Here is a 22,243-nt window from a genome sequence, read left to right as displayed (position 1 = left end):
TTTTTCCTCCTAAAATAATTTATTGGATTTTTATAATCTATAAAATAATTTTGGAGTATGAAACTTATATGAATCCTTTTATAATTTTTGAATAAGTACGATTAGAGTAAATTCTTTGTAAATGATTTATATATAATTGAAATGTGTTTATGTATGAAAATAAATATAGATCTATTATTAGAATGCAGACTCATCTAAAGCTTCATACTTATTATTTTTAGTCTAAAATAACTGGAACTCCTGATGTTTTTGCATAGTAATAAATTTTTGCTGCATCTTCAACATATTCTGCTGCTACGAAAGCATCTTCCATAGTCTTACCAACTGCAATAACTCCATGGTTTGCTAATAAACAAGCTGTACGATCCTCTAAATATGGTAATATAACTTGAGCTAATTCTTCAGAGCCAGCTGGTCTAAAAGGAGCTACTTTAACATCTCCACCTAAAAAAGGTTTCATTTCTATTAATATTAATGGTATATCTTGATGGTTAACTGCAAATCCTGTAGCCATTGATGAATGTGTATGAACAATTGCATTTACTTCTGGGTATTTTTTATATACTTCTATATGCATTTTCCACTCTGATGATGGTTTTTGTCCTTCTACTTTTGAATTTCCTTCTCCATCAATTTCTACAATATCTTCTTCAGTCATAATATCGTAAGATAATCCACTTGCAGTTATTAAATAACTATTCTCTCCTCCATCAACATTTCTTATACTTATATTTCCACTTGTTCCTGCTACTAATTTTTCAGCGTATAATTTTTTTGCTGCGTCTAATACTAGTTTTCTTGAGTTCATTTTTGTCTCCCCCTTCTCTATTTACCATAAATGTATCACATGAATAATCAAAAAACAACATTTTTCCAACAAAAAAATCGTTTTCTTTTTGTTTTTTGACCGTTTAATTTAATTTTTGTTGTTTTTTGTGATTTATTGTTATTTTTATATTGCATTCTAAAATTAATTCCTCTACAATTAAATCATACAGATATTCATTATTAGTAAAAAAATTATAAATAAAATATAGGTATAAATATTGATTATCAAGGAGTTAATTATGTTAAAAATTGATAGACATAATATTATAGAGAAAGAATTACATAAAAAAAGGAGCGTACTAATCTCTGATTTAAGCAAGCTACTAGAATGTAGTGAAGAAACTATAAGAAGAGATTTAAGAGAAATGGAAAAGGCCAATAAATTATGTAGAATTCATGGAGGAGCATATCTACCAGAAAAATATGATAAGGGTGTTCCAATACAATTAAGAGAAACTTTTTATATTGAAGAAAAAGAACAGATGGCCCAAAGAGCTTTAAACTGTATCAAAGATAATGATGTTATAATGTTAGATTCAAGTACAACATGCTTAAAATTGGCAGAAGCACTAATTGCTTCTCAACTTAATATAACGCTTATCACTAATTCACTTAGAATTTGTAATTTATGCGAAAGTTACCAGTCTAATATTAATCTAATATGTCTAGGGGGTAAATTTCACTCAAGCACAAGCTCATTTATTGGATATCATACTTTAGATAATCTAAGTGTTTATTATGCAGATAAATGCTTCATAAGTTGTCCATTTGTAGACACTAAATATGGGTTATCCGATAACAACTTTGATAGTGCCAAAATAAGAGAATTGATGATTAAGAATTCAAAGGAACACTTTTTATTAATGGATCATACAAAGGTTGGCAATAAATCTGATATCTTATTTGCAAACCTTAAGGATATTGATGTTTTAATAACTGATTATAAGTTATCTAGGGAATGGACTGAAACTTGTAAAAAATTAAATTGCAAAATAGATTATGCTTTAATAAATAAGGAGGTTTTAAATAATGATTAATTTCCAGTACTATAATCCATCAAGAGTAATATTTGGTAAAGGCTCAGAACAAAATATAAAGCAACTGTTAAAAGATTATAATGTAACTTCTCTGTTTTTAATTTATGGTGGAAGCACTGTAAAAAAATTAGGAATATGGGATACAGTTAATAAGGCTTGCGAAGAATTAGGAATTAAATTTACTGAAAAAGGTGGTGTTGTTCCTAATCCTAAAATTGAACATGTTAGAGAACTTATAGAAGTAGGTAAAGAAAATAATGTAGACTTTATTCTCGCAGTTGGAGGTGGTAGTTCCATGGATACTGCTAAAGCCGTATCTGCAGGAATACCTTATAATGGGGATGTATGGAACTTTTTTGAAGGTAAAGATTCAATTTCAACTGCTCTTCCAATTGGCGTAATTTCAACAATACCTGCAAGTGGTTCAGAAACGTCTAACTGCTCTATTATTTCAAATGGGCTTTATAAACTAGGCATCGAAAGCGATTTCATAATACCTAAATTTGCAATTATGAATCCTGAATATACTTTAACATTACCACCATACCAAACTGCATGTGGAATAGCAGATATATTATCTCATTTATTAGAACGTTATTTTACTGATACTAAATATGTAGATACAACAGACTATTTAATTGAAGGAGCTTGTAAAGCCCTTATTCTAAATGCAGAAAGATTAATGAAAAACCCTAATGATATAAATGCACGCTCTGAAATTCAGTGGTTAGCTTCTATCGCCCATAATAATTTACTAGACACTGGACGAGTAGCTGATTGGGGATCACATAGAATAGAGCATGAACTAAGTGCTCAATATGAGCTAACTCATGGTGAAGGTATGGCTATAGTTTTAGTTGCTTGGACAAAATACATGGCTTATAATAAACCTTCAAAACTTTCACAATTGGCAAACCGCCTGTTTAACATAGATTATAATAGTTACTCTGAAGAAGAAATGGCACTTAAATTATCTCATCACTTAAACGACTTCTTCGTTTCACTAAATTTAAATACTAAATTATCACAAAAAGGCATAACAGATGAACATTTTGAATTAATGGCAATGCGTGCTACTAATAATAATCAATCAACAGCTGGCCACTACATACCTTTAGACGCATCCAAATTTGTAGATATTTTAAAATTAGCTTTATAATTATTAATTTTTATTAATAAAAACAATATATACTTAGGAGGACTTTTCAATGAAAGTTAAAGGATTTGCAACAAAAGCTATACATGCAGGACATCACAAAAATGCAGCAGGTGCATTAGGACTACCAATCTATCAAACTTCAACATTTGTTTTTGATAGTGCAGAACAAGGAAGAAAAAGATTTGAGGGAGAAGAAGAAGGATATATATATTCTCGATTAGGCAACCCTACTAATACATCATTAGAAGAAAAAATTGCTGAACTAGAAGGTGCTGAGTCTTGTATATCAACTGCATCGGGTATGGGTGCAATATCTTCAACATTATGGACAGCATTAAAAGCTGGAGATCATGTATTAGCTAGTGATACTCTTTATGGTTGTACTCAAGCATTATTATCTAGAGGTTTAACTAAATTTGCAATCGAAGTTGACTTTGTTGATTTCACTGATTTAGAAAAAGTAAAAAATTCTATGAAACCTAATACAAGAGTTGTATACTTTGAAACACCTGCTAACCCAACACTTAGATTATATGATATTGAAAAAATAGCTAAAATTGCTCATAGCCAAGAAAACGTGTTAGTTATGGTTGATAATACATTCTGTACACCTTATATCCAAAGACCTTTGTCACTAGGAGCTGATGTTGTTTTACATTCTGCTACTAAGTTCTTAAACGGACATGGTGATGTTATAGCTGGTTTTATAGCTGGATATAGTGAATTTGTAAATGAAGTTAGATTTGAAGGTATAAAAGATTTTACTGGTGCTGTTCTAAGTCCAAACGATGCCTTTTTAATAAATAGAGGACTTAAAACATTAGCAGTAAGAATGGAACAACATTGTTCAAATGCTATGAAAGTAGCTAAATTCTTAGAGAAACATCCAGCAATAGAGAGCATAAATTATCCTGGATTAGAAAGTTTCCCTCAATTTGAACTTGCTAAAAAACAAATGTCTCTACCTGGAGCAATGATATCTTTTGAGGTAAAAGGCGGTATTGAATCAGGCGAAAAGTTAATGAATACATTGAATCTTTGTACATTAGCTGTAAGCTTAGGAGATGCAGAAACATTAATTGAGCATCCAGCTTCTATGACTCACTCAGCTTGTACTCCTGAAGAACGTGCAAATGCTAATATAACTGACGGTTTAGTAAGACTTGCCGTTGGACTTGAAAATGTAGAAGATATAATAGATGACTTAAAAAGTGCATTAGATTTACTTATTAAGTAAACTATCTTAATACTAATATAATCCCCATATATAAAAAAGAAAGTATGTATTTTCTTATTGAAGATATATACTTTCTTTTTTTCTAAACACATTATAATTTTTCCACTTATAATGTGTTTATTCTATGGAATCATAGTAGTATAAGTATTTTATTTTCAACAAGGAAGGTGTTATCTTGAACAAATTTATTACTATCTTACTCTTGTCATCTTTGTGTGTCCCTTTCTTTGGATTTCCAAAAACATACGCAAATAATAGTGACTATAAAACATCAAAATTTGAATCATCTAGCTTAGACAACACTTGCATCGACTGGTTTTTTATCCCAAACGATCAATTTAGAACTCCTCAAATTAATGATGAGCTAAAATTTAAATTAAGTGATTACGACGCATTTTATAATGGACCAAAACAACCTAATAAAAAGTCCTTGTATTTAACTTTTGATGAAGGTTATGAAAATGGATATACAGATGATATTTTAGATGTTTTGAAAGAAAAGAATGTAAAGGCTATTTTCTTTGTTACATCTCATTACATTACTTACTCCCCTGACACTGTAAAAAGAATGGTAGCTGAAGGTCATGTTGTAGCAAATCATACAAATCACCACTACTCTATGCCTAGCGTTGCATATTCTCCTGAAGTTTTTAATAAAGAACTTGCCGATGTCGAGTTTAAATTTAAAGAATTGACTGGACAAGATATGCCTAAGTTTTTTAGGCCACCAATGGGTAAGTATTCGCAAAAAAGTTTGGCTATGACTAATGATTTAGGTTATAAAACTATATTTTGGAGTTTTGCTTATGGTGATTATGAACCTACAAATCAACCTTCTCCAGGATATGCTAAAAAGCACATATTAGGTCATCTTCACGATGGTTCTATATTATTGTTACATGCCATATCTAAGACTAATGCAGATATCCTTAGTGAAGTTATTGATAAATCAAGAAATAATGGCTATGAGTTTTATTTATTACCATAAAAAGATCTATGACACTATTTTTAGTGTCATAGACCTTTTTATATATTTTTTATTTAATTACATTTTTCCATGGAATGTTCTATTAATTACATCCATTTGTTGTTCTCTAGTTAATTTAATAAAGTTTACTGCATATCCAGATACTCTTATTGTAAGTTGAGGATATTCTTCTGGATGATCCATAGCATGTAGTAACGTTTCTCTAACAAGTACGTTTACATTTAAGTGATGAGCTGATTGTGAGAAATATCCATCCATTAAGTTGCTTAAGTTTCTTATTCTTTCTTCTCCTGATTTACCTAAAGCATCTGGAATAATAGAGAAAGTATTTGATATTCCATCTATAGAATGATTATATGGTAACTTAGCAACAGATGCTAGGGATGCCAATGAACCACTTTTATCTCTACCATGCATTGGATTCGCACCTGGTGCAAATGGTTCTCCTGCTTTTCTACCATCTGGTGTTGAGCCTGTTTTCTTACCATAAACCACATTTGAAGTTATAGTAAGAACAGATTGAGTATGAATAGCATCTCTATAAGTTTTATTTTTTCTTATTTTGTTCATCATGTTTTCAACTAAATATACAGCTATGCTATCTACTCTGTCGTCGTTGTTGCCATAGGTAGGAAATTCTCCTTCTATTTTGAAATCAACAGCTATTCCTTGTTCATTTCTTATAGGTTTGGCTTTTGCATACTTAATAGCTGATAAACTATCTGCACAAACTGATAATCCAGCTATACCACAAGCCATAGTTCTAATTATATCTCTCTCATGTAGAGCCATTTGCAAACGTTCATAACAATATTTATCGTGCATAAAATGTATTACATTTAATGTATTTACATAAAGTTTTGCTAACCAATCAGTATAATGCTCAAACTTTTCCATTACCTCATCATAATTCAGATATTCGCTATCTATTTTTCCAAAATCCGGTGATACTTGTATTCCTAGTTTTTCGTCTATACCACCATTTATAGTATAAAGTAATGTTTTTGCTAAGTTTACTCTAGCACCAAAGAACTGCATTTGCTTGCCAACATTCATAGCTGACACGCAACATGCAATTGCGTAATCATCTCCGTAGTAATCTCTCATCAAATCATCATTTTCATATTGTACTGAACTTGTATCTATGGAAACCTTTGAACAAAAATCCTTAAATCCTTGTGGTAGTTTAGTTGACCATAAAACTGTTAAGTTTGGCTCTGGTGATGGCCCTAGTGTATAAAGTGTGTTTAACATTCTAAAAGAAGTTTTAGTTACTAAAGTTCTTCCATCACTACCCATACCACCAATACTTTCTGTTACCCAAGTTGGATCACCTGAGAATAACTCATTGTAGTCTGGAGTTCTTAGGAATTTAACTAATCTTAATTTCATAACAAAGTGATCTATCATTTCTTGTGCTTGCTCTTCTGTAATTAAGCCTGCTTTTATATCTTTTTCAATATAAATATCCAAAAATGTGGAAGTTTTACCTAAAGACATGGCAGCACCATTTTGGTCTTTTATAGCTCCCAAAAATCCAAAATATAGCCATTGAATAGCTTCTTTTGCATTAGTTGCAGGTTTTGAAATGTCAAATCCATAAGACTGTGCCATTTCTTTTAATTGTTCTAAGGCTCTTATTTGTTCTGATAATTCCTCTCTTAATCTAATTACATCTTCTGTCATTTCTTCATTATCTAGCTCATCTTTTTCAACTGTTTTGTCTTCTACTAATCTATCTACGCCATATAGTGCAACTCTTCTATAATCTCCTATTATTCTACCTCTACCATAAGCATCTGGAAGACCTGTTATGATTCCAGCCTTTCTTGCTAATCTCATCTCTTTTGTATATGCATCAAATACGCCTTGATTATGAGTTTTTCTATATTTTGTAAATATTTCTTTTATTTCTTCATCCAATTCAAAACCATAAGCTTTACAAGCAGACTCCACCATTCTTATACCACCAAAAGGCATTACTGCTCTTTTAAATGGTTCATCCGTTTGAAAACCTACTATTGTTTCTAAATCTTTATTTAAATATCCTGCTTTATAAGCATTTATGCCAGATACGGTATGAGTATCCACATCTAATACTCCACCATTTTCTCTTTCTTTTTTATTTAATTCTAGTACTTGTTCCCATAGTTTTTTAGTATTTTCAGTAGCATCTGCTAGGAATTTATCATCACCTTCATATGGGCAGTAGTTGCCTTGTATAAAATCCCTAACATCTATTTTGTCCTGCCAAATTCCATCATTAAAATCTTTCCAAGCATTTACTTTCATTTTGAATTTATCCTTTCACATTTATGTCATTAACAAACTTTTATTTTATCTAATAATAAATATCCCCAAATTTGCATCTTATTATTTAATGATAAAATAGGTTAAATTTTGAAAAAATAAAAAAATAGGATGTATCACTGTTTTAGTGATACATCCTTATATAATTACATAAACATATTTAATATCATTAACTCTACAAATCCTACAGCCCATACTATTGTACTTGCTATAGAGTAACCTCTTAATTGTTCTTTAACCTCAGTAACTCCTAAAGTTCTGTTAACAACCCAGAAATATGAATCATTAAAGTGAGAGAATACTAATGAACCCATACAAGCTGATAATACTGCAAGTTCTGGTGATAATCCAAGTGTTGCCATCATTGGAGCTGTTACAGATGCTGCTGTTGTCATGGCAACTGTACCACTTCCTTGTATTAATCTTACTATTGATGATATGGCAAATGGTATTATTACTGCTGGTAGTGCTGTATTTGCTATAAGTCCTGCTATGTAGTCTCCTGCACCAGAATCTCTTATTATCATTCCTAAAGCTCCACCTGCCCCAGTAACTAACATTATTACACCTGCAGATTTTATACCTTTTTCCATAGTATTTGTTATTTCTTTTTTATCTTGATCTTTACCTAACCCATATATTGCTATTATTAAACCTAAACCAACAGCTATAACAGGAGCTCCTAAGAAGTTTACTACTTCTATAAATCCACCTTCTAGCGCCATTTGTGTCGTAACTGTTTTTAATAATATTAATATAATTGGTACAAATATTGGCATAAATGACATAAGTGCTGATGGCAATACTTCTTCACTACCTATTAAAGTTGCTGCTACTTCGTCATGAGCCATTGCTCCTAAATCTTCACTACTTAAATAACTTTCACCATCTTCACCTGGTACTTTATATTGCTTTTGTCCTATGTACTTAGCATAAAGAAGCCCAATAAATGTCATTGGTATGGCACAAACAATTCCTAATAATAATGTTGTACCTACATTTGCACCATATATACCAGCAACTCCAACTGGTCCTGGAGTAGGTGGTACTAATGTATGTGTAATAACTAAACCTAAAGCTAGTGATAAACCTAAAGATATAACTGATTTTTTTGTATTTCTTGATATTGATTTTGCAAGTGGTGATAAAATTACAAATCCTGAATCACAAAAAATTGGTATTGACACTAAAAATCCTGTAATAGCTAGAGCTAATTCTTCTCTACCTTTACCTAGTTTTTCAACGAATATTTGAGCCATCTTTTTTGCTGCTCCTGATACTTCAAATATTTCACCCATCATAACACCAAATCCAATAATTATACCTATACTACCAAGTGTATTTCCAAATCCAGTTGTTATACTGTTTACTACATCTCCAGCTGGCATTCCCCCAACTAATCCTGTTATTGATGCACTTATTATCATTGCTAAGAATGGATGCACCTTAGTTTTTAACATCATAAATATTAATAATGTTATTCCAAGGCCTAGACCTATTAATATTTGCGGTCCTGATACAACTAATTCGTTATTCATTATGATTCCCCCAAATTAATAAATTTTTAATTTTTAACTTTATATAAATTACATTTAATAAACTTTAGTGACAATGTATCTAAACTTCGCACACCCATTAGCGTATGCGTTGGTTTAGATACATTGTTTTATATGGATAAATTGTTGTTTACTTTTTATTAAAGTTTGGAGCGTAATCTCCAGCAAGTCTTATGGCTTCTACTAAACTTATTTCGTTTGCTATGTTTTTCCAAGCTATATCAAATGCTGTTCCATGGTCAACTGACGTTCTTAAGAAAGGCATATTGTTTGTTATTGATATAGTTCTATGGAAGTCTACAGTTTTTGTAGCTATATGCCCTTGATCATGATATAGAGAAAGTACTGCATCAAACTTTCCTTGAAGTCCAAAGAAAAATACTGAGTCTGCTCCTATTGGACCTACCACGTCTATTCCTTCTTTTCTTGCCCTTTGAATTGCTGGTTCTATTTGTCTTTCTTCGTGTCCAAATAATCCATGCTCTCCGCAATGAGGATTTAACCCTGCCACTGCCATTTTAGGATTTTCTATTCCAAGTTGTCTTAGTGCTTCTTTTGATCTTATTATGAATTCATACATATTTTCCTCAGTAACTAAATCGCAAGCTTTTCTAAGTGATACGTGTCTGCTTAAGAAGAATACTCTTAAATCTCTCACTTGGAACATAGTTAAAGGGTTGTATGTTTTTGTTAAATCTTCTAATACTTCTGTGTGTCCTATGTATGGCACTTTACCTGCTTTAAATGACTCTTTGTTAAGTGGCGTAGTTGCTATAGCTTTAACTTTACCTGCCATTGCATAATCTATAGATTTAGCTAAATATTCAAAAGCAGCCTTTCCACACATTCCACTAACCATACCTGGTTCAAATTTATTCATATCTATGTTATCTATGTTTACTAAATTTAATGTTTTGTTGTTGTAGTCCCCATCTTCTGGATTTTCTATAATATTTATTTTCATATCCACTTCACAAACTTCTATAGCTTTTTCTAATATTTCTTTATTTCCAAATACAACTATGTTTGCATAAGTGTTTGTTTTCTCTTTTGCTATGGATTTAACCACAATCTCCGGTCCTATCCCTGCTGGATCTCCTAAAGGTACTCCTATATATTCTCTGTTCATAACTATTCCTCCAAATTTAATGTCATTATTTAATGTAATATTGTGTTGATATTTTTGTTGCTAAATAATCTATACAAAGGGATAAGGTTTTCTTATCTCCTATAAGACCTCCCTTTGTTATTGCCGGCATATTAGGGTATTTACCTCCAATAAATCTTCCATATACTGCTAGTGGTATTATTTCATCTTTTATATCTATACCTTCAACACCTAGTCTTTTCATAACTTCCATAGTTACATCACCGCCACTAGTATATAAGGCTCCTATAGATGAATTCGATAATTCCAAAGCCAGCTCTGTTATTTTAGCTAAACCTTTGTTTATCTTAACTGATACTGCCTCTTCATCTATTCCAAGTTTCTTAGACAATTCTCTTAAATTTAAAACCTCATCTTCTCTTGTTGTTGTAGTTATTCCAACAATATTAGATGTACTAAGCTTTAATTTTTCTTCTATTATGTGTAATACTCTTTCAATCTCTTTATCTATTTTTTCATCATCTATAAGTTTTAATGGATTCACTTTCACAAGAGCTGGTGATTTTGTTGCAACTAAATATTCTATTTGACCTATGGTAGTTTTACTTACACTTCCTATGGCAAAGAAAACTTTCTTACCTTGCTCTACTTGAGATGATCCATATCTAGCATTCATTAAACATTTAGTAAAGGGTCCTGGATCAACAGGAATAACATTTAATTTTATTAGTGCAGATGCTTTTGCTATTGTTTCTATTTCATCATTAGTTACTGCATCTACAACAATTATTCTGTTTCCTTCATCTACTAATAAATTTATTTTTCTGCTTAAAAATTCTTCTCCTCTTAAAACATCACTAATTTGTATATCAGCTACCTTGAATTTACTTTGGCTTTGTATTATTTCTTTTACACTTGAATTAGTGACTGGACATTTTGGGTCCTTTGCCACCAAAGTATTTTGAAGTGGCACTGAGTTTACTAGTAAAAATCCACCTATAGAAATTCTTCCTGAATCAGGATAAGATGCAACGACTACAGCTATGGATTCTTTATCTTGATCTAAGATAGCATCTATTTCTGACCCTATATTTCCTCTTAAGGTTGAATCTATTCTTTTTGTATATATTGGTTGTAAATGCTTTACTCTTTCTACTTCTTTGCTCACTCTCTCATAAGCTTCTTCTTTAGTAACACCTCTACTATCAGTGCTTACAGCTACTACATCACAACGACTCATATTTTCATCGTTTAGAAGTCTAGAATCAATAAATGTAGAACATTTAAAGCCTTCCTTTGCTAATAAAACACTTGTTGCATTTGCGCCTGTAAGATCATCGGCTATTACATATAATTTCATATGTCTCCCCCATCTTTAAACTAATTTTATGTTTACACCTTCATCTTCCATTTTCTTTAGTATCTCTTCTTCCAAACCTTCATCGGTAATAACTATTTCAAAATCTTTTAAGTTTCTAATTTTAGTAAAACTTCTTTTGTTGAATTTTGAATTATCAGTTACAAGTACCCTATGCATAGATACATCTATCATAGTTTGTTTTACCTTTGCCTTGTTTGGAACAAAAGCTGCTAGTTCTAAGTTTTGATTTATGGCACTTGCTCCAACAAAACATATATCTGCATTTATATTGCTTAAGAAATCTATTGTATAAGTATCTAAACAACTACCTGTGTTTCTTTGAATTCTTCCTCCTGTGCAATAAACTTCTAAATTTTCATACTTCATTAAGTAAGCAGCAATTAATATATCTGTTGTAATTACTTTTAAATTACTTTTGTCTACTAATAGCTTTGCTATTTCCATACAAGTTGTACCTGCATCCAATATTACTATGGAATTGTCGTTTACAAGTCTTACTGCTTCTTTTGCAATTTTTACTTTTTCTTCCATGTAGCATTTTTCTTTGTCTGCATAGTCAACTTCCTTTACCATTGAGCTATCTATTACAGCCCCACCAAATACCCTAGTTATAAGACCATCTTTTTCCATCTTATCTAAATCTCTTCTTATGGTCATTGTTGCTACTTGACAAATATCAGCTAATTCATTTACTGTAGCATTTTTATTTTTCACTATATAATCATATATTTTTTTATGTCTATCTAATTGGAACATTTTCATACCTTCTTTTCATGTTTATTTTGAAGTTCGTTTATGTTCATCTATGTTTATATTATTCCATAAACCTTTATAAACTGCAACACATTTTGTTTATTTATGTTTGTTTATTTAATAACAAACAAATTCAAACATATTTGAACATGTTTTATTATACATTAATCATATCGACATATCAAAATTTGCCTTACTTATAGATTTTTTCAATTTATACACCAGCATTATAGATTTTTATAATTTGAATAAAACTCTACAAAAACTTATAATATTCCTGTAAATAAAACATTTTCATGGAGGTATATTATGAATATAAAAAAGGAAGTAAGTATTAATAAAATTACTAAAGATGCAGAAGAACTATTTCGTGGTGGATTTTTTTGCTCAGAGGCAGTAGTTAGTGCAATTCGTTCTAACTTTGAGCTGGATATACCAGAAGAGGTAATATCAATGGCTTCAGGATTCCCAGTTGGTATAGGACGTTCTAAATGTTTATGTGGTGCAGTATCTGGCGGCGTTATGACCCTTGGATTATTTTTTGGACGTACTAAACAAGGTGATCCAAAAGTGGAAAAAAACTTAGAGTTATCAAAAGAGTTACATGACTGGTTTAAAGTAGCTAACGGAAAAAATGCTCTATGTTGTCGTATTCTTACAAAAGAATTTGATATGAGCGTAGGAGCTCACAAAGAACAGTGCATATATTTCACTGGATTAGTGGCTGGTAAAGTTGCTGAAATAGTTGTAAGAGAACTTAATCTAGTTAATACTGATGTTTTAGAACATGCATAGGAGTTAAAATTATGATAAAAAAAATACCAATTCCTATTGCTGGAGTAATGCTTGGATTTGCAGCCTTGGGTAATTTACTTCAAAGCTACTCTGTGTCTATTCGTCTAATATGTGGTATAATTTCTGCATTATTAGGGCTATTATTGATTTGTAAATGTATTGCTTATCCTTCAATGATAAAAGAAGATATGAAAAATCCAATTATGGCAAGTGTCTCTGGGACTTTTCCCATGGCATTAATGCTTTTATCAGCTTATATAAAACCTTACATAGGACCTAACGCTATTTATATTTGGTACTTTGCTATAGGTTTACATATTGCTTTAATCATATATTTTACAAAAGAATTTATTTTGAAATTTGATATGAAAAAAGTATTTACAAGTTATTACATAGTTTATGTAGGAATTGTAGTTGCTAGCGTTACTGCACCTGCTTTTGAAAAAACAAATCTAGGTACAATATTATTTGGGTTTGGTTTAATTTCTTGTTTAATTTTACTTGTTATTGTTACAAACAGATATATAAAATACAAAGAAGTTCCACCACCTGCTAAACCTTTATTTTGTATATATGCAGCACCAGTGAGTCTATGTCTTGCTGGTTATATTCAATCAGTTGAAGCAAAATCTTTGATAATGATAGGATTTTTAGCGATTTTATCATTAATAATTTATATTGTTGTATTATTCCAATTACCTAAATATTTAAAAATGCCTTTCTTCCCAAGTTATGCAGCATTTACATTTCCTTTTGTTATAAGTGCAATTGGAATGAAAATGACTATGGCCTATTTAGGTAAAATGGGTTATACTGTACCTTTTATAAATTATATTGTACTATTGCAAACTATTATAGCTACAATACTCGTAATTTACACTTTAGTAAGATTTGTAATGTTCATTTTACCAAGTAAAAAATCTGAGTTAATATCTCAATAATTAATAACAAATCCCATGATACAAAGTACCATGGGATTTGTTATTATTAATATTATTTTTCAGTACATATAGTTAAAACATCTGAAAAATCTCCAAAACATACTTGACCGTTTAATTCTTTAAATGCTCTTACTTTATAGTAGTATTTTTTTCTGCTCTTTAAATTTTCATCTCTGTAACAACTTTTTCCATTGTCTGTAAGTGTGGCTACTCTTGTAAAATTGCCACTTTCGCCACTTGCTCTATAAACCTCATACCCAGAAGATTTGTATACAGTTTGCCAATTTAGCTCTACAAAAGAGTTAGATATACAATTGGCATGTAAATTTTTTACGACTGGTGGACAAGTTGTAGTGTCTAGTATATCCGATGGCAAACCTAAACATATTTTCTCTTCTACTCTTTTAAAAGCCCTAACCTTGTAATAATAATTTGTTCCACTGTCCAATTCTTTATCTATATAACATGTGGTTTTGCCACATACGTCATCAATTTTTCTGTAAAATCCATTTTTCATAGTTGATCTGTAAATTCTATATCCGCTGGCACCGTTTACTTTGCACCATTCTAATTTTATACAATCAGAGTTTTTCATAGTTACTCTTAAGTCTGTTACTTTATCAGGCTTACAATCTGTAGTAATATTTTGTTTTTCTATGCTTGTTTGGGCAAATGAATGAACTAAACTTCCAATATTACTCATTATTACTGTTAAAGTTAAAAGTACAACTATAATGTTTTTTAATTTTTTTCTCATTACCTTTCCTCCTATTTTCATTCTTATGTAACAAGGTTATTTTCATTTATAATTTGCCCTCTATTTCCTAAAAAAATTCTAAACAACTTATAACTACTTTTTTACAAACTTCTAAAATCACCTGTAAATAGGCGCATACGCTAAAACCCTAGTGTCATAGTGAAAAAGGATTTTCTAGCCACAATTCTGTATTAATACAATAGTTCTAATCATATTATTTTAATATAGATAAACAACTTCATAGTTTAATTAAATATTTTTAAATTCCACTAATTGAAATCAAAATCACTCTAAAAATATGTTAAAAATTGAACTTGATTATCTATAGTAAATAATAAGAAGGAGTATGTATTAGATGAGGAAAATTAAACTTAATTTACAGCCTATTGTTAAGAATATAGATTTACCCACTGTTTTGAAAACAACTATCATGCCAAGTGATTCAAGTGAAAGTTTATTTATTGCAACTCAGGTAGGAAGGATATTTTATATATCAAAGGGAGCTATAAATACTTTTTTAGATATTCGCCCTCGAATAATAGAACTAGGTACTTCTAGTGGTGGATATGATGAACGAGGGCTGCTAGGTCTGGCCTTTAATCCTGCATTTTATTATAATGGTCTATTTTATCTTCATTATTCAGTAGCAGGAACACAAGGTCCGGGCGCTCTTTCAAAACCTTTTAAACCTAACCCATGTGACATAGAAACTTTAAATCTAAAATGGACAGATAGAGATACTAAATATGATCATATTGATACAGTTGAAGAATGGGTTTTACAACCTAATGGTCAACCTGAAAAAAGGAGAACATTGCTTAATCTAAGAAGACCATTTCTCAATCATAATGGTGTCAATAGCTTAAACTTTTCACCTGAAACTGGAAAACTTGTTTTAACAACAGGAGATGGCGGATCAGGCTATGATCCATTTAACTTAAGTCAGGATAATATGGAAATCTGCGGTAAAATAATTGAAATTGATGTAAACAAGAATACATTAATCAATGATCCGCCTGTAGTCACACGTTTTGATGAGCTTCCTATATCTATTCAAGAAACCCTTACTGTAATGGCCAAAGGAGTTCGCAATATCCCTGGAATTTCATTTCAAAAGTTTTATAACCAATATATAAAATATGTGGGGAATGTTGGACAGGATTTAGTAGAGTCAGTTTTTTCATTTGTTAATTATAGACCAATGCCAGTTACTCAGCTTGTTCAACCTTATTTAAAATCCCAACCTGAACAAGAAAAATTTATTAACTTCGGTTGGCGAGGATGGGAAGGTACTTTACCTACTTCACTTATAGAAGATTGCTCTGAAAGTCCAACTTTGAACGAGATAACAATTACTTATTACAATGAAGCAGTAAAAATTTCAGCACAGCGTATTTCACCTCTAGCCTGTTATTTTCATAAAGATTCACGACCAGATAAATTTGGTGGTTCTGCTCTTACAGGGGTTCAGCCATATATGGGAAGCAATATACCAGATTTAACAGGAAGCGTTGTGTTTACTGATTTTGCCCAAAATGAAGAATCTGAGCCTCCAGTGAGAGGAGTTTTAGCTTATACAAAATCAACAAAAGATTCTAAACTAAATGATTTTAGTGTTATTGAAACTGATTATGATTTTGGCTCCGGGTCAGCTTATTATGTTTGTTTGGGAACAAATATGAATCAAACCAGACTTTATTTAGGGGTTTATGCCTCTGCCAATGTGGCTGATTTTGGCAAAGGTACTATTTTTGAGATTGTTCCTTAATGTCCATTAGATTACAAAAATTCGCTTCGCTCATTTCACTCAAATATATCACAACTATATTATACAAGGAGGCATTAAAATTGAATAAAATGAATATAAGCAGTTTTATTTGTGTTGGAGGCATATTAACAACATTAGCTGTTATATTTCAATCAGCACCTATATTTTTACCAGCTATTGGATTGTTCTTAAGCCCATTAAGCACTATACCTATTGCAATAGCTGCTTTTTCTAGTATACCTATTGGTCTTGCTGTATTTTTTTCTTCAGTATTAATTCTTACTATGGTTAGTATTCAAGAATCAATAATTCTGCTTTTCACTACAGGCTTACTAGGCATCGTTATCGGAACATTGCTCTTTAGGAAGGGGATAATAATTTCAATACTATCTTCAAGCATAGCACTATCTCTTGGGATAACATTTTTAACTTATATAGTAGGTATTCCGGCATTTGTAGATTTAGCTAGTTCTTTTTCAACCGCTTTAACTTTTTTAATATTTTTCTTATTTTCACTTATTTATGCAAGCATCTGTAATATTTGCCTTAAAAAATTTATAAATTATCTTACAAAAATAAAAATAATTAGCTAGCTATTGTGAACTACTTATGTGGGGTAGGTGAAAATCGGGATAGCCATCCCGATTTTATCTACTCAGTCTTTCTGCAAATTTCTAAAAAAACATCTATGCCTATTATGTCTATCATTGAGTGTAAATCGTAAGGTATGTTATACATTAAAATTTTACACAATAAAAATTTTTACTAGTCACTCTGATATTTAAATTTTTTCTTAATAAATTTAAATATCTTTAAGATAAATCCTAATTACAATATTTCTTATTTCATCAAAATCTGTTTCAAAACATTTTATTTTTCCATATAAATACTTACCTCCGTCCATTAACCTGGCAAATATTTTATTATTTTTCCTAGGAATATAGCCCAATTTCTTTCCATCTTTTGTGTATACTTCAATTGCATATTTATCATATTCATTATCTGGCTCTCTTTTTAAAGTTAAATCATCTCCCTCTAAAATTTGTAAACCTTCATCTATATAGTAAAAGATACCTGCTACAGACAATGTATATAAGTATATGTCATTTGCAAATGGTAGGTCTAGCTGACCATTTTTCATATTTGATATAAGACCTCCACCCAAACTAGAAATTTGTATATCATTACTCATAATATCTCTCCATTTCTTTAAGTTTATCATTATATATCTTACTTATTTCTTTTAAATTATTAATTTCATTAGTTAAAATAGATTTCTCTTCATCTAACCAATTTACATCTTCTAATTTTTCTTCTATATTAAAAGGAAATCTCGTTTCAAAGCTCTTCAAATTCAAAATTATTTCATCTATTTTTTCTTGTAACATCTGAATGTCTTTTTTTAATTTTTCTAAGGAGTTTACATTATCCAAATTATAATCCTCATCATCTATTATATTTAGCAAAAGCCTTAGTGTGGCTAAATCATTATTTTGATATGCCTTTTGTAGTTGTTCCCATAGATTTTTACTTCGTTCATTTTGATTTTTATTTATATCAGGATGTAATTTTTTCGCTAACTTACGAAATATACTTTTTACCTCTTTGAGTTCTTCATCTGTTATTAAGTGGCTCTTTAATAATTCTCTACTAAAGTCTACTTTAAACTGATATCGTTTTAATTCTTCTTCAAATTCTTTCATCTCTTCTTGTAAAATTATTTCTATTTTGTTTATTTCAACTTTTTCATTGCGATTTATCAAAGCTTGTATAATCGATATCTTCCTCTTATTTCTTCTTATTTCTATTTCCAACTTTAATTTTAATTTATATAAATATCCAAAGTGTCCCAAGTATTTTGCTTCTAGATAATTTTTCTTTTTATATAATATATCTTCTTGCTTTTCTACTAATTCAATATATTTTAGGGATAGCTCCTCTTGTGTTTCTTTTAGTTTTTTATATTCATCTAATATTATAATATTCATAGCGTTTCCTTAAGTTTTTAGATTATATTTATAATAGTAAGAACTTAACATTATTTGTCAAGTTCTTACTATTGCATAATTCTTATATACATCATTGTAAAGTGTCTTAATCTATAACAAAAAAGAGTAGAAAATTTCTTCTCTACTCTTTGAAATCTAAACTATATTCTCTTTAACTTCCATCACAGTATCTTCTTCTTTATTATCTTCCAAGTTAATAACTCTATCACAAACAATATTAACCAAGTCTTTATCATGACTAATAACAATAAGTCCAATACTATTTTTCTTGCAATAATCAATAACCACATTCCAAATCTGAGCCTGCGTTATGGCATCTAACATGGTAGTCATCTCATCAGCTATAAGAAACTTTGTTTCAGGACTAAGAGCTCTAAGAACACAAAATCTTTGTAACTCTCCACCAGAAAGTTCACTTGGCCATCTATTTAGCCATTCTTTCTTAATTCCCATGGATTCTATCATTTCATCACTTGGTTCATAAGCTTCATTTAGAATTTTTTTCATTTTCCACTTAGGATTTACTGATTTTTCTGGATGTTGGAAAATTAATTGTATAGGGTTGAAAGCATTTTTCTTTTTCTCACAACCTTCTAGTATTACATTTCCTTTGTCTGGTTTAATATATCCAGCTAAAATTTTGGCAAAAGTAGTTTTTCCAAACCCACTAGGAGCTACTATTCCAACCACTTCATTAGTATTCACAGATAAATTTATATCTTTTAATATATATTTATCTCCTCTATATTTAAAGTTAATATTTTCAGCTTTAAGTAGCATATAAACATCTCACCTTTCCATCTCTTATTTCTTTCATTTCAGGTTTTATGTTTTCACAATCAGGTGTTCTTTTTCCACATCTATCATAAAATAAACATCCTACAGGTAACTCACTGGCTAGTGGTTGACTACCTTTTATTGGTTTAAAACTGTTATTTGGCAGTGCATTAAACAGTGCCTTTGTATATGGATGTCTTAAGTTTTCTCCACCGTTTTTGAAGTCTTCTGCTTTTGCAATTTCCAAAGTAGTTCCTCCATAGAAAATTGCCACCCTATCTGCAATTTTTAAAGCAGCAGATATGTCATGGGTAATTATAAGTATTGCACAGCCACTGTCAGCCAAATCTCTAAAATCTTTTAAAACTTCATTTAAAGATTTTTCATCTAAGCCTGGAGTTGGCTCGTCTGCTATTATTACTTCACAGTCACTAACTAAAGCACTTGATAAAAGAACTTTTCTTGCCATTCCACCTGATAGTTGGAAAGGATAATACTTTTCTACTTTTTCTTCTAAGTTATATTTTCTAAATACATTTCTAAGTATACTATTGCTTTTCTTTTTATCTTTTATTGAAATCTTAACTTGTTTTCCCACTTCCATCAGTGGATCTAAATAATTTACTGACTGAGGAATAAATACAATTTCTTTTCCTCTAAGTTTTTCTTTTCTTTTTTCATCCAATTGTTCATTTTTATAAATTATATCTCCCTTTGTCACCGCATTACTAGGTAGTATTCCCAGTATGGAGTGAGCAAGTAAACTTTTACCTGAACCACTAGATCCAACAACTGCTAATATTTCTCCTTTGTATAAATCTATATCTAAATTATTTATAGCCTTTGAATCTATTCTATTTAATCCCTTTGTATACTGACTAAAACATATCTCCAAATTTCTAACATTTAAAATTGGTTCCTTATCCATAGCTACCTCCTAATTATAAGCTGTTTTAGGATCAATTAATTTTCCTATTTTTTTACCCATATTATCCACCATCATAGAAACTAAAACTAAAGATAATCCTGGGAAGAATGCTAACCACCATTTTCCACTTGTTAAGTATTTCATGGATTCTGATAAAATTATTCCTATGGCTGGTTCGTGAGATTGTAAGCCAAATCCTAAGAAGGTAACTGAAGCTTCATGTAAAATAGCATGAGGGAAAATTAATACAATTCCAACTAAAAGCTGAGGTATTACATGAGGTAAAATATGATTTTTAGCTATATATAAATTTGATTTTCCAAAATTCTTTGCAATCTTTGTATAGTCAGATTCTTTTACTTGCATAACTTCTGCTCTTATTACTCTAGTAAGTGAAGTCCAATGAGTTAAGGATACTCCAAGAACTATCCCTTTTAGACCTCCTCCTGCTGCCATAGATATTAAGATTATTATTAAAGTATGAGGTACTGATAAAACTAAATCTATAAACCAAGTTATAACAGAGTCTACTTTTTTGCCACAAGTAGGTCCGATTATTCCCAATATTACAGCAATTATTCCACTTATAACAGAAGATAAAACTCCTATTTTCATACTTATACTAAGGCCTTTTAATGTTCTAAAGAACATGTCTCGCCCTATCCAGTCTGTACCAAATATATGAGTTAGGGATGGTGCTTGATTTTTATTAATTAAATCTATACTAAACTTATCCGGGTCAATAACACTTCCTGCAACTAAGATAGCTATAAAAAATGCTATAAATATTCCTAAGGAAAGTATGGTTTTTTCTCTAATTCCAAATTCAAAGGATGGAGATTTTCTTTTTACAATGCTCTTTAGCTCACTCATTATGCCATTTCCCCTCCTTTAATTCTTGGGTCTATTACTCGATATAGTAAATCTGCTATTACATTTCCACTATAAACAAAAATACAACTTATTATTACTATTCCCATTAAAAGAGGTAAATCTCCTTTAAGACCTGCTGAAACTGTGGCTTGACCAAGTCCTGGATATGAAAATACTTGTTCTGCAAATATAGTTCCTGCAAACAACTCACTAAATGATAAAAACTGTAATGTAATGGCAGGAAGTGAAACATTTTTTATTACATGATTAAAAATTATACTCTTTTTACCTTCTCCACGAGCTTTTGCAAATAAAACATAATCACTATTCATAACTTCTATTACTTTTTCTCTTGTATGCAAACAAATATTAGAAACACCTATAAGACTTAAAGTAAATGCAGGTAGTACAATATGACTGAGTAAATCCATAAAGGTTACATCCGTTGTACTTACACCTATTGGAACTCCCAGAGCTACTGGGAACCATCCAAGAGAAACAGAAAATACCATAATAAATAAAATACCTAGCCAAAATGTTGGTGTTGATATAACAATATAACAATACCCACGTATTATTTTATCTATTACTTTATTTTCATTACTTCCACTGATTATTCCCATTACAAAGCCTAAAATACCTGAAATAATCCAGGCTATAATCATTAAGTATAAAGATGCTTTAAATTTTTGTCCTATAACCTCCAAAACTGGTCTTCTATATATTAACGAAGTTCCCCAGTCTCCCTGAATTATAGACTTAAACCAACACATAAATCTTTCTAAAGGTGGTTGATTTAAACCCCAATGTTCTGCAATTAATTCTCTTTGCGCCGCACTTACCTTTGTACTAGCTCCCACATAAGCTGTAACTGGGTCTATTGGAGATAGCTCCATTAATACAAAAGTTATTATACAAAGGGCAACTAATAAGGTGATTAGTCTTATTATTTTTTTAGATAGGAAAACTCCTATACTTTTGCTATTTTTCATCCAATAAACTCCCCTTTTTTATATTTCTTATAATTCAAATGTGAGG

The 22,243-nt window shown here is 30.5% G+C and carries 21 protein-coding genes; 8 read left to right on the top strand and 13 right to left on the bottom strand.

Annotated features, from left to right (window positions below):
* Positions 1 to 217 precede the first annotated feature (217 nt).
* Positions 218 to 808, bottom strand: a complete 591-nt coding sequence (locus TEGL_RS07090) for a class II aldolase/adducin family protein (RefSeq protein WP_018589511.1) — start codon at positions 806 to 808, stop codon at positions 218 to 220.
* Positions 809 to 1,067: 259 nt separating this feature from the next.
* Between TEGL_RS07090 and TEGL_RS07085 the strand changes: the two genes are divergently transcribed.
* The 4 genes from TEGL_RS07085 to TEGL_RS07070 all read left to right on the top strand — a co-directional run bounded on the left by TEGL_RS07085 (position 1,068) and on the right by TEGL_RS07070 (position 5,249).
* Positions 1,068 to 1,865: a DeoR/GlpR family DNA-binding transcription regulator gene (locus TEGL_RS07085; RefSeq protein ID WP_018589510.1), complete on the top strand. Its 798-nt coding sequence runs from the start codon at positions 1,068 to 1,070 to the stop codon at positions 1,863 to 1,865.
* Positions 1,858 to 3,024, top strand: a complete 1,167-nt coding sequence (locus TEGL_RS07080; protein ID WP_018589509.1) for an iron-containing alcohol dehydrogenase — start codon at positions 1,858 to 1,860, stop codon at positions 3,022 to 3,024. Before TEGL_RS07085 ends, TEGL_RS07080 begins: the two co-directional genes overlap by 8 nt.
* A gap of 49 nt (positions 3,025 to 3,073) precedes the next feature.
* Positions 3,074 to 4,261, top strand: coding sequence for a methionine gamma-lyase (megL, locus tag TEGL_RS07075; protein WP_018589508.1), 1,188 nt, complete (start codon positions 3,074 to 3,076; stop codon positions 4,259 to 4,261).
* 175 nt (positions 4,262 to 4,436) lie between these two features.
* The gene (locus tag TEGL_RS07070; RefSeq protein WP_018589507.1) at positions 4,437 to 5,249 is read left to right on the top strand and encodes a polysaccharide deacetylase family protein; all 813 of its coding nucleotides are present in this window, start codon (positions 4,437 to 4,439) and stop codon (positions 5,247 to 5,249) included.
* Between the two features lie 57 nt (positions 5,250 to 5,306).
* On the opposite strand, the gene pflB is transcribed toward TEGL_RS07070, so the two are convergent.
* From pflB to TEGL_RS07045, 5 genes are all read right to left on the bottom strand, one after another.
* Positions 5,307 to 7,541, bottom strand: a complete 2,235-nt coding sequence (pflB, locus tag TEGL_RS07065; protein WP_018589506.1) for a formate C-acetyltransferase — start codon at positions 7,539 to 7,541, stop codon at positions 5,307 to 5,309.
* Positions 7,542 to 7,705: 164 nt separating this feature from the next.
* Positions 7,706 to 9,097 (bottom strand): GntP family permease, encoded by a 1,392-nt coding sequence (locus TEGL_RS07060; RefSeq protein ID WP_018589505.1) that lies wholly within the window; start codon positions 9,095 to 9,097, stop codon positions 7,706 to 7,708.
* Between the two features lie 148 nt (positions 9,098 to 9,245).
* Positions 9,246 to 10,244 (bottom strand): 4-hydroxythreonine-4-phosphate dehydrogenase PdxA, encoded by a 999-nt coding sequence (gene pdxA, locus TEGL_RS07055; RefSeq protein ID WP_018589504.1) that lies wholly within the window; start codon positions 10,242 to 10,244, stop codon positions 9,246 to 9,248.
* Between the two features lie 25 nt (positions 10,245 to 10,269).
* A complete protein-coding gene (locus TEGL_RS07050) occupies positions 10,270 to 11,583 on the bottom strand; it encodes a four-carbon acid sugar kinase family protein (protein ID WP_018589503.1) in 1,314 nt (437 codons plus the stop codon).
* Positions 11,584 to 11,598: 15 nt separating this feature from the next.
* Positions 11,599 to 12,360 carry a DeoR/GlpR family DNA-binding transcription regulator gene (locus TEGL_RS07045; RefSeq protein ID WP_018589502.1) on the bottom strand — a complete coding sequence of 254 codons (762 nt, stop codon included), beginning with the start codon at positions 12,358 to 12,360 and terminating at the stop codon, positions 11,599 to 11,601.
* Positions 12,361 to 12,666: 306 nt separating this feature from the next.
* On the opposite strand from TEGL_RS07045, the gene TEGL_RS07040 reads away from it, so the two are divergent.
* On the top strand, positions 12,667 to 13,152 hold the full coding sequence (locus TEGL_RS07040) for a C-GCAxxG-C-C family protein (RefSeq protein WP_018589501.1): 486 nt from the start codon (positions 12,667 to 12,669) through the stop codon (positions 13,150 to 13,152).
* An 11-nt stretch (positions 13,153 to 13,163) separates the two neighbouring features.
* Positions 13,164 to 14,093, top strand: coding sequence for a TDT family transporter (locus TEGL_RS07035; RefSeq protein ID WP_018589500.1), 930 nt, complete (start codon positions 13,164 to 13,166; stop codon positions 14,091 to 14,093).
* A 52-nt stretch (positions 14,094 to 14,145) separates the two neighbouring features.
* On the opposite strand, the gene TEGL_RS07030 is transcribed toward TEGL_RS07035, so the two are convergent.
* Complete coding sequence (locus tag TEGL_RS07030; RefSeq protein WP_018589499.1) at positions 14,146 to 14,850, bottom strand: fibronectin type III domain-containing protein; 705 nt, start codon at positions 14,848 to 14,850, stop codon at positions 14,146 to 14,148.
* A 355-nt stretch (positions 14,851 to 15,205) separates the two neighbouring features.
* Here TEGL_RS07030 and TEGL_RS07025 point away from each other — a divergent pair, with 355 nt between their 5' ends.
* Entirely contained in the window at positions 15,206 to 16,618 is a 1,413-nt protein-coding gene (locus TEGL_RS07025) for a PQQ-dependent sugar dehydrogenase (protein ID WP_018589498.1), read from the top strand.
* Between the two features lie 89 nt (positions 16,619 to 16,707).
* Positions 16,708 to 17,211: a hypothetical protein gene (locus TEGL_RS07020; RefSeq protein ID WP_242827319.1), complete on the top strand. Its 504-nt coding sequence runs from the start codon at positions 16,708 to 16,710 to the stop codon at positions 17,209 to 17,211.
* A gap of 209 nt (positions 17,212 to 17,420) precedes the next feature.
* Here the strand turns inward: TEGL_RS07020 and TEGL_RS07015 are convergent, their stop codons facing one another.
* From TEGL_RS07015 to TEGL_RS06990, 6 genes are all read right to left on the bottom strand, one after another.
* Complete coding sequence (locus TEGL_RS07015; protein ID WP_018589496.1) at positions 17,421 to 17,810, bottom strand: HIRAN domain-containing protein; 390 nt, start codon at positions 17,808 to 17,810, stop codon at positions 17,421 to 17,423.
* Positions 17,803 to 18,606 (bottom strand): J domain-containing protein, encoded by an 804-nt coding sequence (locus TEGL_RS07010; RefSeq protein WP_018589495.1) that lies wholly within the window; start codon positions 18,604 to 18,606, stop codon positions 17,803 to 17,805. Before TEGL_RS07010 ends, TEGL_RS07015 begins: the two co-directional genes overlap by 8 nt.
* Positions 18,607 to 18,762: 156 nt before the next feature.
* Entirely contained in the window at positions 18,763 to 19,407 is a 645-nt protein-coding gene (locus TEGL_RS07005; RefSeq protein WP_018589494.1) for an ABC transporter ATP-binding protein, read from the bottom strand.
* Positions 19,397 to 20,332, bottom strand: coding sequence for an ABC transporter ATP-binding protein (locus TEGL_RS07000; RefSeq protein ID WP_018589493.1), 936 nt, complete (start codon positions 20,330 to 20,332; stop codon positions 19,397 to 19,399). The genes TEGL_RS07005 and TEGL_RS07000 overlap by 11 nt, the downstream gene beginning before the upstream one ends.
* Before the next feature lie 9 nt (positions 20,333 to 20,341).
* Positions 20,342 to 21,205 (bottom strand): ABC transporter permease, encoded by an 864-nt coding sequence (locus TEGL_RS06995; RefSeq protein ID WP_018589492.1) that lies wholly within the window; start codon positions 21,203 to 21,205, stop codon positions 20,342 to 20,344.
* Positions 21,205 to 22,197: an ABC transporter permease gene (locus TEGL_RS06990; RefSeq protein WP_018589491.1), complete on the bottom strand. Its 993-nt coding sequence runs from the start codon at positions 22,195 to 22,197 to the stop codon at positions 21,205 to 21,207. The genes TEGL_RS06995 and TEGL_RS06990 overlap by 1 nt, the downstream gene beginning before the upstream one ends.
* Positions 22,198 to 22,243 lie beyond the last annotated feature (46 nt).

The organism is Terrisporobacter glycolicus ATCC 14880 = DSM 1288 (genome assembly GCF_036812735.1).
In the GTDB taxonomy this organism is placed as follows: Bacteria; Bacillota; Clostridia; order Peptostreptococcales; family Peptostreptococcaceae; genus Terrisporobacter; species Terrisporobacter glycolicus.
This window is presented reverse-complemented; position numbering and strand designations above follow the sequence as displayed.

What these genes read in the sequence shown, in the direction of transcription:
- TEGL_RS07090 (WP_018589511.1), bottom strand. Translation starts at nt 808, where the DNA reads ATGAACTCAAGAAAACTAGTATTAGACGCAGCAAAAAAATTATACGCT.
- TEGL_RS07085 (WP_018589510.1), top strand. Translation starts at nt 1,068, where the DNA reads ATGTTAAAAATTGATAGACATAATATTATAGAGAAAGAATTACATAAA.
- TEGL_RS07000 (WP_018589493.1), bottom strand. Translation starts at nt 20,332, where the DNA reads ATGGATAAGGAACCAATTTTAAATGTTAGAAATTTGGAGATATGTTTT.
- TEGL_RS07015 (WP_018589496.1), bottom strand. Translation starts at nt 17,810, where the DNA reads ATGAGTAATGATATACAAATTTCTAGTTTGGGTGGAGGTCTTATATCA.
- TEGL_RS07040 (WP_018589501.1), top strand. Translation starts at nt 12,667, where the DNA reads ATGAATATAAAAAAGGAAGTAAGTATTAATAAAATTACTAAAGATGCA.
- TEGL_RS07005 (WP_018589494.1), bottom strand. Translation starts at nt 19,407, where the DNA reads ATGCTACTTAAAGCTGAAAATATTAACTTTAAATATAGAGGAGATAAA.
- TEGL_RS07030 (WP_018589499.1), bottom strand. Translation starts at nt 14,850, where the DNA reads ATGAGAAAAAAATTAAAAAACATTATAGTTGTACTTTTAACTTTAACA.
- TEGL_RS07060 (WP_018589505.1), bottom strand. Translation starts at nt 9,097, where the DNA reads ATGAATAACGAATTAGTTGTATCAGGACCGCAAATATTAATAGGTCTA.
- TEGL_RS07010 (WP_018589495.1), bottom strand. Translation starts at nt 18,606, where the DNA reads ATGAATATTATAATATTAGATGAATATAAAAAACTAAAAGAAACACAA.
- megL (WP_018589508.1), top strand. Translation starts at nt 3,074, where the DNA reads ATGAAAGTTAAAGGATTTGCAACAAAAGCTATACATGCAGGACATCAC.
- TEGL_RS07020 (WP_242827319.1), top strand. Translation starts at nt 16,708, where the DNA reads ATGAATATAAGCAGTTTTATTTGTGTTGGAGGCATATTAACAACATTA.
- TEGL_RS07050 (WP_018589503.1), bottom strand. Translation starts at nt 11,583, where the DNA reads ATGAAATTATATGTAATAGCCGATGATCTTACAGGCGCAAATGCAACA.
- pflB (WP_018589506.1), bottom strand. Translation starts at nt 7,541, where the DNA reads ATGAAAGTAAATGCTTGGAAAGATTTTAATGATGGAATTTGGCAGGAC.
- TEGL_RS06990 (WP_018589491.1), bottom strand. Translation starts at nt 22,197, where the DNA reads ATGAAAAATAGCAAAAGTATAGGAGTTTTCCTATCTAAAAAAATAATA.
- TEGL_RS07045 (WP_018589502.1), bottom strand. Translation starts at nt 12,360, where the DNA reads ATGTTCCAATTAGATAGACATAAAAAAATATATGATTATATAGTGAAA.
- TEGL_RS06995 (WP_018589492.1), bottom strand. Translation starts at nt 21,205, where the DNA reads ATGAGTGAGCTAAAGAGCATTGTAAAAAGAAAATCTCCATCCTTTGAA.
- TEGL_RS07080 (WP_018589509.1), top strand. Translation starts at nt 1,858, where the DNA reads ATGATTAATTTCCAGTACTATAATCCATCAAGAGTAATATTTGGTAAA.
- TEGL_RS07035 (WP_018589500.1), top strand. Translation starts at nt 13,164, where the DNA reads ATGATAAAAAAAATACCAATTCCTATTGCTGGAGTAATGCTTGGATTT.
- pdxA (WP_018589504.1), bottom strand. Translation starts at nt 10,244, where the DNA reads ATGAACAGAGAATATATAGGAGTACCTTTAGGAGATCCAGCAGGGATA.
- TEGL_RS07025 (WP_018589498.1), top strand. Translation starts at nt 15,206, where the DNA reads ATGAGGAAAATTAAACTTAATTTACAGCCTATTGTTAAGAATATAGAT.